Consider the following 12,314-nt stretch of genomic DNA (forward strand, 5'->3'; position numbering starts at 1 on the left):
GTCCTGTGTGTGGCGCGAGCCTATGGGATGTCCGCCCGATCGCGCGGGGGCTCACGGAGACCGGACCGCCGCTCCCCACCCGTCCGGCGCCGGATCAGTCGACTCCGTCGAAGACGTCAGGGAAGTCCGAGACCTCGGCGAACTCCGGGAAGCCCGCGACAGCCGACACGGCCGGGGCCGGGAAGTCCAGCCCGTCGGCGGGCCCGCCGACGGCGAAGTCCTCACGACGCGCCTCGGTGATGAGCACCCAGACGGTCACCTCGCCCGACGCGTTGTCCCGTACGCCCCACTCCTGAGCGAGCGCGCTGATGATGTTGAGTCCGCGGCCACCTCGTGCCGTGACCGACGGAGTGGCTGGAACCGGTCGGGTCGGACCGCCCCCGTCCGTCACTTCCACGGTCAGTCTGCCTGCCTTGTCCACGCGCCAAGCGGCCCGCACATCGCCGTCGCCGATCTCCGTCCGGCCCAGCGGCCTGCCGTGCCGGCAGGCATTGCTGAGCAGTTCGGAAAGGATCAGTACGGCGTCGTCGACGACCGAGTCGGACACCCCGGTCCTGCGCAGCTGATCGCGCATCCGGCGTCTCGCTTCTCCCACGCCCGCAGGGCCATGGGGTACGGCCATGCTCGACGACGCGGGCACTTCCTGTGCCACCACCAACGCCACCCCCGAGACCTCCTTTGCCCCCACGCCACCGATTGGATGCCCCGGTGTACTGGACCGGAAACCGGCCAAAGGAGGCCCGGTGACGCACTCGACGTGCTCGAATACGGACCGAACGCGCCGGTGCACTCCCTGTGACAGCATTAATAGGGATTGAACCGGATTAAAAAGGACTTATAAGGCGTAGCTGGCTAATCAGAAATAACTGTCGCTAAAGACGACCCAGTTGGGACAGGACCTGCTTCGGGCGGTTGGTGATGATCGCGTCCACGCCCAGCTCGGCGCAGAGCGCGACGTCCTCGGGCTCGTCCACGGTCCACACATGCACCTGGTGCCCGGTCCGGTGCAACCGTTCGACGTAGCCGGGGTGGTTGCGCACGATCCGCATACCGGGACCAGCGATCCCGGCACCGGCGGGCAGCCGGCCGTCGCGCAGACGCGGTGAGAGGAACTGCAGCAGATAGACGGTGGGAATGGCGGGCGCTGCGGCGGCGACCCGGTGCAGCGAACGGGCCGAGAAGCTCATGATCCGTACGGGCGACGAGTCGCCCGGCGAGGGCGAGTCCAGGCCGAAACGGGCCAGCGACGCGAGCAGTTTCTCCTCCACCTGACCGGCCCACCGGGTGGGGTGCTTGGTCTCGATGGCCAGCTCCACCCGGCGGCCCGAGTCGTGGACCAGCTCCAGCAGCCGGTCCAGGGTGAGTACGGACGTACTCTCCCGGTCCCAGTCCGGGGCCTCGTCAGGGTCCTTCCAGTTCCGCCAGGATCCGAAGTCGAGGGCGGCGAGATCGGACAGCTCCAGAGCGGAGACCGCGCCGCGGCCGTCCGACGTGCGGTTCACCCGGCGGTCGTGCACACAGACGAGATGGCCGTCGGCGGTGAGCCGCACGTCGCATTCGAGAGCGTCGGCGCCGTCCTCGATGGCGCGCGTGTACGCGGCGAGGGTGTGCTCGGGTGCGTCCTCGGACGCCCCTCGGTGAGCGACGACCTGGATGCTGTGCTGTCGTACGTGGGTCACCGCGTCATGGTGCCACCGTGGCGGGGTAGGAGGGTGCAGAAGAGCGCGGGCAGGTGCGTGAAGGTGCGGGCTTCCCGCCCTCTCGTCCTTCTCATCCGAAATAAAGGATGTGCGGGGAGTGGGCGGGGAGAAGTTCAGTGGGACAACCCACTGATACGACGAAGATGCACAGCTCCCGTTTACAGTGCCCCGACGTGCTGTGGGAAAAGCTGTCCGCAGACACTTGCACAGCGGGACTCTGACCGAGACGACGTGGAACCGAGGAGAAAGAGCTGTGAGCACCGAGAACGAGGGCACCGAGGGCACGGCGGCCGAGACCGCACCACCCGCCCCGTCCGCACCTCCCGTGCCGGTTGCCGCTCCTGAGGGCACGCCCGCTTCCGCCACCGAAGCCACTGCGCAGCTCCCCGGGCCGGTGCCCGCCGACGCGCCCGAGCCCGCCCGGGCCGCGGACGCCGGCTGGCCCCCGCCGCCGCCGTCGGTTCCCGCGTACGGGGGCGGCGGCAACGGCGGATACGGGGAAGGCGGCGGCCCCGTATGGGGGGCGCCCGTCCCGGCTCCGCCCGCCGGGCCGAAGAAGCGCGCGGGCGGTCTGATCGCAGCGGTGGTCGTCGCGGCGCTGGTCGCGGGCGGTATCGGCGGCGGCATCGGGTACTTCGCCGCCGAGCACAGCGACAACGCGACGGGCTCGACGACCGTGTCGGCGCCCGGCAAGGCGCAGGAGGTCAAGCGCTCTCCGAACACCGTTGCGGGGATCGCTGCCAAGGCGCTGCCGAGCGTGGTGACCATAGAGGCGAAGAGCGGCAACGGCGACGGCGGCACGGGCACCGGCTTCATCTATGACACCCAGGGCCACATCCTCACCAACAACCACGTGGTGGCGGAGGCGGCCGACGGGGGCACCCTGACGGCGACGTTCTCCAACGGCAAGAAGTACGACGCCGAGGTGGTCGGCCGGGCGCAGGGTTACGACGTGGCCGTCGTCAAGCTCAAGAACGCTCCCTCCGGGCTGACCCCGCTGGAGCTCGGCAACTCCGACCAGGTGGCGGTGGGCGACTCGACGATCGCGATCGGTGCGCCGTTCGGCCTGTCCAACACGGTGACGACCGGCATCGTCAGCGCCAAGAACCGCCCGGTCGCCTCGGGCGACGGCTCGGGCAGCAAGGCCTCGTACATGAGCGCCCTGCAGACCGACGCCTCGATCAACCCGGGCAACTCGGGCGGCCCGCTGCTCGACGACCGCGGGGCGGTCATCGGCATCAACTCGGCCATCCAGTCGGCCAGCAGCGGCAGCCTCGGCGGCGACTCGCAGGCCGGCTCGATCGGCCTGGGCTTCGCCATCCCGATCAGCCAGGCGAAGAACGTCGCCCAGCAGCTGATCAAGACCGGTCAGCCGGTCTACCCGGTGATCGGTGCCACGGTCGCGATGGACGAGCAGGGCAACGGCGCCAAGATCTCCGACCAGGGCGCGAGCGGCACGGCCTCGGTCGCGGCCAACGGCCCGGCGGCCAAGGCCGGTCTCAAGCCGGGCGACGTGATCACCAAGCTGGACGGCACGGCGATCGACAGCGGCCCGACCCTGATCGGCACGATCTGGACGCACAAGCCGGGCGACAAGGTCCAGCTCACCTACAAGCGGGGCGGCAAGGAGCACACGGTCGAGGTCACCCTGGGCCAGCGCAAGGGCGACAGCTGACGCGCTAGTCTGTTTCCCGCATCACCCCGACGGGGTGATGCGGGGTGGGTTGCCCGAGCGGCCTAAGGGAACGGTCTTGAAAACCGTCGTGGCGAGAGTCACCGTGGGTTCAAATCCCACACCCACCGCTTGCAGGTCAGAAGGGGCGCCCCCGTTCGCGGGGCGCCCCTTCCGCCTGACCGCTGCCCGACCGTCAGGGGGCGTGCGGACCGGAGATCTGCGGGGCCGTCTGCCGCGAAGGTGCGGGGTGGGGCGTGCGGAAGGTGAACGCCTCGGGGCTCTCGCCGTGTTCGCGTAGCCGCGCTATGCGCTCCATCGCCTCGGCGACGGTGGGCCGGTGGCCGGCCGGGACCCACCACATGGCCTGATGGTGCTCGGACATCCGCTCGAACCACTCCCGGCGGCGGCTCAGCAGTCGCAAGTGGTCGCTGCGGTAGGTGAACTCCTTGAGGGTCTCGACCGACTCCCAGACCGAGCAGTTGATCAACAGCATGTCGTCATGCCCGTCCGGTCGCAGACTCGTCGAGTCCGCGCCGCCGCCGTCGACCAGCCGCCAGACGAATCCGTCGGCGTTGTCGGCGAGTGCGTTGATCTCGGGGAGCTGGGCTACGAAGTCCGCCAGGACGGGCCCGTCGAGCGGGCCGGTAATGCGTCCGACATTGACCTGGGCCAGCTGATAGGTGGTCATGACGACAGCATGGCGGCCCGGGCTTTCTACCGTCAAGCTCTATTAGTTTTAGAAGTCAAGGCGACGCAACACCCCACCGGCAGCGGGTCCATTGCGGCCGTCCAGTCCTCGCCCCCGGCGCAGCCGGGCAGCAGACCCTCGATGTACGCCAGGTTCATCCCGCAGGTGAGCGCCGGGAATTCGTCCGCCAAGGCGTGGAACGGGCAGTTGTTCAGGCGGACGGTCGTCCCGTCCAGGTAGGGCTCGTAGCCGCGCGAACGCAGCACCGCGACGAGATCGTCCTCCACCGAGACGGGACCGTCCGCGCCGGCCGGAACCTCCGCGGCCCCCGCCGCCCGCGCAGCCGACTGCAACTCCCGGTCCAGCCCGGCGCCGTCGACCACCTCGGCGAGGAGCCGGCCCGCGGAGCCGTACGAACGGGGCGGCAGCGAAACCGTCCGCTCGCCCGGCGCTCGCAGATACAGCTTCGACGGGCGGCCCGCTCCCGGCCCGGTGCGCCCGGACAGCCGCCGGTAGGTGACGGCCAACAGCCCGGCCTCGACCAGCTTGTCCAAGTGGAAGGCGGCCAGGGAGCGGGAGACACCGGCCGCCTCGGCTGCCGCGTCGCGGCTCGTCGCGCCCGGCGTCGCGACCACGTACCGGTACAGCCTGCGCCGCACCGGCTCCGCCAGCGCGCCCACGGCTTCCAAGGCCTCGTCCTCGATGGCATCGCTGTCTTCGCTTTCGTTCCCGCTGCTCACGCCGCGAGTCTAGGATGACGCCCGATTCGCGCCCGGCAGCTGGTCTCGGCTGGGCTGCGTGGGGGGAACCGGAGGAAGACGGCCGTCCTCCCTCAGCGCGAGTACACCGCCACGAAGTCCCGCGTCGCCTGGTTGTAGTAGCGCTCGGGCGGGTTCTCGAAGTCCAGGATGTTCGTCGGCTTCGGGTCGGCGGGGTCGGCCTTGCCGTTGTAGCTCATGAAGGAGGGCCAGGCGCGGTTCATGTCGAGCGGCATCGCGCGTACGGCACCGGCGCGCTGCATCAGGTCCGCCAGCGTGTGGGCCGTCAGTGCCTGCCCGACCACCATGATGACGTCGCCCTTGGCGGTGACGCCCACGCCCGAGCGCTCCACGAACATCTTGCTCTGGTCGGTGGCTCCCCACTTGGAGTCGCTGTCGATGTCCGGGACGACCTTCCCGCCGTCGACCATCAGCTCCAGGCACTGGCGTACGCCGACGACGTCCGGTGTCATCCGTACGTCGCGGCCCCAGACGCCGAGCTTGAACGAACCGTCACGGTAGAAGACCTCGGAAGCGGCGCCGTTTCGGAGCGATCCGGCGGTACGGCCGTTGAGGTAGAAGCCACCGTTGGAGCCGCCGTCGGTGATCTTGAATCCGCCGTTCCAGGTGGCGACGAGTCCGGTGCGCTGACCCTTGGGGACGTTCGGCGGCACCGAGAAGGTGCCGCCGGGCTCCCGTACGCCCGGGTGGAGCTGGAAGCGCGCGTTCTTGGTGCTGATCCAGGCGACGGCCGCCTCGTACGACGTGTGCTCCGCGTCGGGCCGCACGTACGTCCCCTGCACGATCGGCCGCCCCTTGCTGTCGCTTGCCAGCGTGCGGTAGACGCCTTCGCCCTTGAGCGCCGGTGAGACCATCGGGCGCATCGGGTTGCGCAGTGGTACCTCGGAGTGGGCGCCGCGCGGGGGCGCTTGCGCGGCCGCGGTCTGGTTCATGCGGGCCTGGGCATCGGCCGACAGGGCGCCGCCGACCTTCGGTGGGTCGAGGTCGTACCTGATGTTCTCCAGCTTGTCGACCACAACGCCCAGGTGGTGCTCGCGGGCCCAGCCCGCGAGCCGTGCCGCCGTGCTGTCGTCGCCCGGGTAGGTCAGGGCGCCACTCACGGACCAGCCGAGGGCTCCGACGCAGACCAGGAGGGCCGCGAGCACCGCGCGGGTGGCCTTTCCGCGGGGGCGCAGGCGCTTCCGGGGGCCGGGATCCGTTGCCTGGGACATGACGCTCCTTCGCCTGACACGCACACCTGACACCCCATCGGAACCCGTCAGCGGAAATCCGCCCAGCCGGGAGGGGCCAACCGGGTGGTGTTCATCCGAAGAACACCACTTCCTGTGCGTTGATCCCTGTCTGTCCGGGCCCCATCCGCATCATGTGAAAAGTACGTAGAACGTCCCACCGTAAAAACCGCTTCACATCACAGAAATGAGGGGCCGTCATGACCAGCCAGGCCAAGAAGGTGTGGGCCGCCTTCAGCACCGCGTTCTTCGCGCTTATCGCGATGCTCGGATTCTCCACTTCGGCTCGCTCCGCCACCGCTGCCGTCTCTGCCGGGGCCTCCTCCCCGGTCCCCGCCGACCTGACGGGCCGCACCGTCCGTACGACGGGTGTCCCTGCCGTACGAACGGCTCCGGATGCCGCGGAACCGGCACCCGCTCCCGCGCCGGCACCTGCGCCGGTCACCGTCGAACCGGCGCAGGTCGCCTGGTGGGCGCTGCCCAAGGACCGTGCGCTGCCCCCGACCATCAAGCAGCGCATCCGCGCCGAAGCACACGGGTCCACGCCCAGCACGCGGCACCTCCCGCTCGACGTCGACGCTTCGTCGGACAACGCGGTCACGGACGCGGCGGTCGGTGAAGCGGTTCTTCAGCCGGCCTGATCGTGCGACCGCTGCCGTGGGTTCTTTCGAGCCGCAGGCCGCACGGGCCACGCAGGCCGCACGGGCCACGCAGGCCGCACAGATCACACAGGTCAAACAAGCCGCACCGATCGCGGTGCGGGCATCGTCAGGCGGGCTGCCGAGGCGATGGTGGCACGGGCTTCATGCTCGGTGAGTCCGGTACGGGCAGCCGCGTGGGTGAGCTGGTAGGCGAGTCGGTCGCCGAAACCGTTCTCGTAAGCGCGGCAGGCAGCCCAGAACAGACGGATGTTGCGCTGCCCCTCATGGGCGGCGAGTACGAAGTGCACCAGGCCATGGCCCTGAGTGGGCCGGCCGGTGGGGTACTGGGAACGCGCGGGAGGCGTGAGCAGACGGAGAAGAGCACGAGGACAGGGCGCGGGCGCGAGATGTGCCGCGCCGGGCGCGAGACGGTAGACCCCGTGGGCCGTGAGTGAACCGGGCCCCACGAGATAACCGCCGGCGCCACGGACGTCGATGCCGGGAGCGAGCCGGCTCACCGAGTTGGGGACGACCCTGTCGGGTGGTCCGGTCAGCCAGAGGTGGCTGCCGCCGCTCGGGGTGAGCACGGTGACGGTCGCCGGGATCGCGAACAGATGCTTGAGTGCGAGGCGTTGCAGAGCGGCAGTGGAGTCGGTCTCCGCCTTGGTGTCGAGGTCGATGCCGATCAGATGGTGCGGCGGCCGGCCGCAGGCGATGCCGTAGCCGGTGGCCCAGGGGGCGGCGGCGAACAGCGCGTGTACGGCTGTGGGGTCGGCCGTTGCGTCGTGGACGCCGTGCCCCGTACGGCCGCAGGCGCCGCGGCAGCGGACCGGGGCGGCCTCCCCGTGGTGCGGCGAGGGGATCGCCGGGAGCTTTGTGCGGGACAGGGGGATGACGGGGAGCCCGAGCTCGGCGGCGGAGAGCGCCTGGGTGAGGGCCAGGGCGGCGGGGTGCCTGTCGGTGGCGGCCATGCGTTCATTATCGTGCAAGCGTTCGAATGAAGACAGTGGGGCGGAGGGCTCTTTCGCGACCGGTCCGGAAGAAGTGCAGGAACGCTTCGCCTCCTGGGGTGCCCGGGCTCTGAGTGTGGGGGGCCGGCCGTTGCGCAGGTTCGTGACATGTTAGGGGTTTATCGACTTAACGTCACGCTTGCGAGGGAATCAGGCCTTCCAGGCTGGTTCAGCGGGGGTCCGGTGGGCAACTCTGATCTCGCGACAGTCGTGAACCACTTCACCGGGGCGGTCGGCCAACCACCCCGGAAACAGCCGCACTTCTGGTTCCTGGAGGAAATGACATGGCACACATCCGTACCGTTCGCGTCCTTGCCGCCGTCGCCGCCCTGCCGCTGGCCGCGGCCCTCTTCACGGGTGTGGCGACCGCGGACAACGGCGCCGTCGCGGGCAGCGGATCCAACGCCAGTGTTGCCGGGGTCGTCGGCAGTGGCGTCGGGCACAACAACAATGGCAACTCGACCACCACGCAGCAGGTTGCCACCGGCTCCGGGGCGTCGAACCAGAACAGCACGGCCAGTGTGAACGGTTCGGCGTTCACGTCGATCGACCAGGCCCACTACACGGTGAACTTCACCAGGCTCTGGTGACATACGGCCCGATGGGGGTCGGGGCAGTGGGGGTCGTGCGGCAACCGCACGAGTACCGCAAGGGGTGAATGACGGTCCGGGCGACGGTGCTGAGGCGCCGCCGCCCGGACGGTTTTCCGCGTGCTGCGGTGGCAGTTGTGGCAAGGCTCCGGTCTTGACACCGGACAGGTAACTGACGGACAGTCAGAAACCCTGATCCGGACGCCCCGGGAGGCCGCCGACGTGCACCTCGCCCCTACGGAACGGCAGTTGGAACTCCGTGCCGAACTCCGTTCATATTTCAGTGAAGTGATGCGCCAGGGGCCTGGCGGCGGCTCCTCTCCGGGCGCCGGCGCACCCCCTGCGGAACAACGGGCGCTGCTGCGGCGCATCGGCGCCGACGGAATGCTCGGGCTCGGCTGGCCCGTCGAGTACGGAGGTAAGGGCCGCGGGCCCGATGAGCAGTTCGTCTTCTTCGACGAGGCGTACCGCGCGGGTGCGCCCGTTTCGATGGTCACACTGAACACCGTCGGACCGACCCTGATGAAGTACGGGACGCCCGAGCAGAAGGACTACTTCCTTCCGCGCATACTGACCGGCGACGTCGTCTTCGCGATCGGCTACAGCGAGCCGTCGGCCGGTACCGATCTCGCCTCGCTGCGCACGCGCGCGGTGCGGGACGGTGACACGTGGGTGATCGACGGACAGAAGATCTTCACGTCCAACGCCCAGAACGCCGACTGGATCTGGCTCGCCTGCCGGACCGACCCGGACGCGCCCAAGCACCGCGGCATCTCGATCATCCTGGTGCCGACCGGTGCCACCGGCTTCTCGTGGACCCCGATCGAGACGGTGGGCGGGCAGACCACGACCGCCACGTACTACGACGGGGTCCGGGTGCCCGCGGGGAACCTGGTCGGTGCCGAGAACGCCGGCTGGAAGCTGATCACCAACCAGCTCAACCATGAGCGGGTGGCGCTGGCCGCGATCGGTATGCAGGCGGAGGACGCCTATGCGGAGGTCCTGGCGTACGCCCGCACACCCGAACCGGACACCGGCGCACGGCCGGCCGACCGCGCGTGGGTCAGGGCGCGGCTCGCGGAGGTGCACGCCCGGCTCGCGGCGGTCAGATTGCTCAACTGGCGGCTGGTCGGGGACGTCGGGGCCGGGACTCTCGCGCCGGGGGATGCAAGTGGGGTCAAGTTTCTGGGAACCGAAAGCGCCGTAGAGGTGTATCGAATGTGTCAGGAAATTGCGGGGGAGACAGCGTTGATCCGGGCGGGGGCTCCCGGGGCTTTCGGGGACGGAGAGCTGGAGCGCATGAACCGGGCCGCGCAGATCAACACGTTCGGGGGCGGGGTGAGCGAGGTGCAGCGGGAGATCGTCGCGACGATGCGACTCGGGATGAGGAGCCGGAAGAGGTGAGCGGTGAGGTGGTGAGGGGCGAAGCGGTCAATGGTGGGGCGTCCGGCGGTGGGGTGGCCAATCGCCAGGCGGCCGGCGGCGCGGAGCCGAGCGGGAAGGACGGAAAGGAACTGCTGTACGAGCAGTTGAAGGTGTACGAGGGGCGCCCGGCCGCGACCTCCGGGGTGGGCAAGGACACGGTCAACGAGCCGATGATCAGGCACTGGTGCGAGGTGATGGGGGACGCGAACCCGGCCTATCCGGCTGTCGCGCCGCCGACGATGCTCCAGGCCTGGACGATGGGCGGGCTCTCGGGGCACACGGGCAGGACCGCCGCTTATGACGAGTTGTTCGCCCTGCTGGACGGTGCGGGATGCACGGCGGTCGTCGCGACCGACTGCGAGCAGGAGTATCTCCGGGATCTGCGGCCCGGTGACCGGATCACCTTCGACGCGGTGATCGAGTCGGTCTCCGAGCGCAAGAAGACCGCGCTGGGGGCCGGGTACTTCGTCACTACGCGGATGGATGTCCGGGCCGACGGTGAGCTGGCGGGGACGCACCGTTTCCGGATCCTCAAGTACGCACCCGGGGCGAGGACGGAGAAACCGGCTGCGGCAGCTACGGGGTTCGGCAGCAAGGCCGTTACGGGCGTGGGGGAGGCCGGGGGCGGGAGGCCGGGGGCGAGGCGGCCGCGCCCGGTCGTGAACCGGGACAACGCCGGGTTCTGGGAGGGGGTGGCCCGGCACGAGCTGCTGATCCAGCGGTGCACGGCCTGTTCGGCGCTTCGGTTCCCCTGGCTGCCGGGCTGCAACGCGTGCGGATCGCCGGAGTGGGACACGGTCGAGGCGAGCGGGGCCGGGGCGGTCTATTCGTATGTGGTCATGCACCATCCCGCCTTTCCGGCCTTCGACCCGCCCTATGCGGTGGGCCTGATCGAGCTGGCCGAAGGAGTGCGCATGGTGAGCAATGTGATCGGTGTGGCGTACGACAAGGTGCGGGTCGGTCTGCCGGTGAGCCTCGAGTTCCTCCGCGTGGACGAGGACCTGGAGCTTCCGGTGTTCAGGGGAGGCGGGGGCTGACATGGAGTTCACACCGACGGAGGAGCAGGAAGCCGCGCGGGACCTGGCCGCACACATCTTCGCGGACCTCTCCACGCACGAGCGGCTGACGGCGGCCGGCACCGGGACGGATGCCGGATTGTGGAAAGCGCTGGGCGCGGCGGGGCTGGTGGCGGCGGCCGAGGAGACGGGGCTGCTCGGTCTGGTGCTGCTCCTGGAGGAGCAGGGCAGGACCACGGCCCAGGTCCCCTTCGCCGCGACCTGTGTGTACGGGCTGCTGGCGGTGGCCGCCCATGGCACGGCCGAGCAGCGCGGGAGGCTGCTGCCCGCGCTGCGGGAGGGGGCGGCGGTCGCGACGGGTGCGGTCCCGGCGCGCGGAGGCGTACGTGCCGACGCGCACGGGATGCTGAGCGGGAGCGTTCCATTCGTGCCGTGGCTGCGGGACGCCACTCTGGTGCTGGTCGCCGACCAGGACCTCGGGCTCTGGCTGGTACGGGTGGCGGACGCGCGGACGGAGCCGGTGGAGAGCACCGCACCCTGGTCGGGAGGGCGGCTGACTCTGTCCGGGACACCGGCCGAGGCGCTGGGCGGCCCGGGGGCGTACCAGCAGGTGCTGGCGGTGGCGCGGATAGCGTTCGCGGGGCTCCAGGCCGGTGTGTGCGCGGGTTCACTCGCGCGTGCCGTCTCGTACACCTCGGAGCGTGAGCAGTTCGGGCGGCCGCTCTCCACCAACCAGGGGGTGCTGCTGCGGGCGGCGGACGCGTACATGGACACCGAGGCGATACGGGTCACGGCGTATGAGGCGGCCTGGCGGCACGACGAGGGACTGCCGTTCGTCACCCATGCGCTCACCGCGGCGTGGTGGGCGTCGGAGGCGGGCAAGCGGGTCGTGCACGCGGGCCAGCATCTGCACGGCGGGCTGGGCTCCGACCTCGAATACCCAGCACACCGGCATTTTCTCTGGGGGCGGCAGCTCGACGCGTATCTGGGCTGCGGCAGCGAAGTGCTGGACGAGTTGGGCACGTTGCTCGTGGACGGCTGTGCGGGAACCGCAGAGATGGAGGAGCCGGTATGAGAGTCGGCGATGAACTGGCGCCGTTGGAGATCCCGGTCACCCGCACCCTGATCGTCGCGGGAGCCGTCGCCTCCCGTGACTACCAGGACGTGCACCACGATGCCGAGGCCGCCAAGGAGAAGGGCTCTCCGGACATCTTCATGAACATCCTGACGACCAATGGGCTGGTCGGCAGATTCATCACCGACCACTTCGGCCCCGGATACAGACTGCGCAAGGTCGCGATCCGGCTCGGGGCTCCCAACTATCCGGGGGACACGATGGTGTTGACGGGTACGGTGTCCGCGGTCGAGGGGGACGACGCGGAGGTCTGGATCATCGGCACCAACGGGAAGGGCCGGCACGTCACAGGCACCGTGACAGTCACGGCTTCGGGCGCGGAGGGGGGAACGGCCGCGGATGCGGATGCGGACGTCGCCGTGCACACCGGCTCTGGCTCTGACACCCGCGCCGACTGCGGCACCCGCGTCTGCTCCGGTGCGGATT

At 69.9% G+C, this 12,314-nt stretch carries 11 protein-coding genes, 1 tRNA gene and 2 pseudogenes; 8 read left to right on the forward strand and 6 right to left on the reverse strand.

Annotated elements, in window-relative coordinates; translation table 11 throughout:
• Nucleotides 1-94: 94 nt before the first annotated feature.
• A pseudogene (locus OG452_RS17580) lies at nt 95-752 on the reverse strand (ATP-binding protein).
• Between the two features lie 120 nt (nt 753-872).
• Nucleotides 873-1,679, reverse strand: a complete 807-nt coding sequence (locus OG452_RS17585; RefSeq protein WP_327296542.1) for a glycerophosphodiester phosphodiesterase — start codon at nt 1,677-1,679, stop codon at nt 873-875.
• Between the two features lie 274 nt (nt 1,680-1,953).
• Here OG452_RS17585 and OG452_RS17590 point away from each other — a divergent pair, with 274 nt between their 5' ends.
• A complete protein-coding gene (locus OG452_RS17590) occupies nt 1,954-3,375 on the forward strand; it encodes a S1C family serine protease (RefSeq protein ID WP_327296543.1) in 1,422 nt (473 codons plus the stop codon).
• Between the two features lie 43 nt (nt 3,376-3,418).
• Nucleotides 3,419-3,503: transfer RNA gene (locus OG452_RS17595), tRNA-Ser, on the forward strand.
• A 65-nt stretch (nt 3,504-3,568) separates the two neighbouring features.
• Here OG452_RS17595 and OG452_RS17600 read toward each other — a convergent pair.
• The 3 genes from OG452_RS17600 to OG452_RS17610 form a co-directional block, all read right to left on the reverse strand.
• A complete protein-coding gene (locus OG452_RS17600; RefSeq protein WP_327296544.1) occupies nt 3,569-4,063 on the reverse strand; it encodes a DUF3291 domain-containing protein in 495 nt (164 codons plus the stop codon).
• Nucleotides 4,064-4,095: 32 nt separating this feature from the next.
• Nucleotides 4,096-4,803 carry a helix-turn-helix transcriptional regulator gene (locus OG452_RS17605; RefSeq protein WP_327296545.1) on the reverse strand — a complete coding sequence of 236 codons (708 nt, stop codon included), beginning with the start codon at nt 4,801-4,803 and terminating at the stop codon, nt 4,096-4,098.
• 92 nt (nt 4,804-4,895) lie between these two features.
• Nucleotides 4,896-6,053 (reverse strand): phosphodiester glycosidase family protein, encoded by a 1,158-nt coding sequence (locus OG452_RS17610; protein WP_327296546.1) that lies wholly within the window; start codon nt 6,051-6,053, stop codon nt 4,896-4,898.
• A 218-nt stretch (nt 6,054-6,271) separates the two neighbouring features.
• Here OG452_RS17610 and OG452_RS17615 point away from each other — a divergent pair, with 218 nt between their 5' ends.
• A complete protein-coding gene (locus OG452_RS17615; protein WP_327296547.1) occupies nt 6,272-6,712 on the forward strand; it encodes a DUF6344 domain-containing protein in 441 nt (146 codons plus the stop codon).
• A 92-nt stretch (nt 6,713-6,804) separates the two neighbouring features.
• Here the strand turns inward: OG452_RS17615 and OG452_RS17620 are convergent, their stop codons facing one another.
• Nucleotides 6,805-7,683 (reverse strand): bifunctional DNA primase/polymerase, encoded by an 879-nt coding sequence (locus tag OG452_RS17620; protein ID WP_327296548.1) that lies wholly within the window; start codon nt 7,681-7,683, stop codon nt 6,805-6,807.
• A 323-nt stretch (nt 7,684-8,006) separates the two neighbouring features.
• On the opposite strand from OG452_RS17620, the gene OG452_RS17625 reads away from it, so the two are divergent.
• The 5 genes and pseudogenes from OG452_RS17625 to OG452_RS17645 all read left to right on the forward strand — a co-directional run.
• The gene (locus OG452_RS17625; RefSeq protein WP_327296549.1) at nt 8,007-8,312 is read left to right on the forward strand and encodes a hypothetical protein; all 306 of its coding nucleotides are present in this window, start codon (nt 8,007-8,009) and stop codon (nt 8,310-8,312) included.
• Between the two features lie 222 nt (nt 8,313-8,534).
• On the forward strand, nt 8,535-9,716 hold the full coding sequence (locus OG452_RS17630; RefSeq protein ID WP_327296550.1) for an acyl-CoA dehydrogenase family protein: 1,182 nt from the start codon (nt 8,535-8,537) through the stop codon (nt 9,714-9,716).
• 110 nt (nt 9,717-9,826) lie between these two features.
• Nucleotides 9,827-10,774 carry a bifunctional MaoC family dehydratase N-terminal/OB-fold nucleic acid binding domain-containing protein gene (locus OG452_RS17635; protein ID WP_327299672.1) on the forward strand — a complete coding sequence of 316 codons (948 nt, stop codon included), beginning with the start codon at nt 9,827-9,829 and terminating at the stop codon, nt 10,772-10,774.
• A 1-nt stretch (nt 10,775) separates the two neighbouring features.
• Nucleotides 10,776-11,828, forward strand: coding sequence for an acyl-CoA dehydrogenase family protein (locus tag OG452_RS17640; protein WP_327296551.1), 1,053 nt, complete (start codon nt 10,776-10,778; stop codon nt 11,826-11,828).
• Nucleotides 11,825-12,205: pseudogene (locus tag OG452_RS17645) on the forward strand (MaoC family dehydratase); the annotation flags it as partial. The gene OG452_RS17640 and the pseudogene OG452_RS17645, both read left to right, overlap by 4 nt.
• Nucleotides 12,206-12,314 lie beyond the last annotated feature (109 nt).

The sequence above is a fragment of the Streptomyces sp. NBC_01197 genome, assembly GCF_036010505.1.
In the GTDB taxonomy this organism is placed as follows: domain Bacteria; phylum Actinomycetota; class Actinomycetes; order Streptomycetales; family Streptomycetaceae; genus Streptomyces.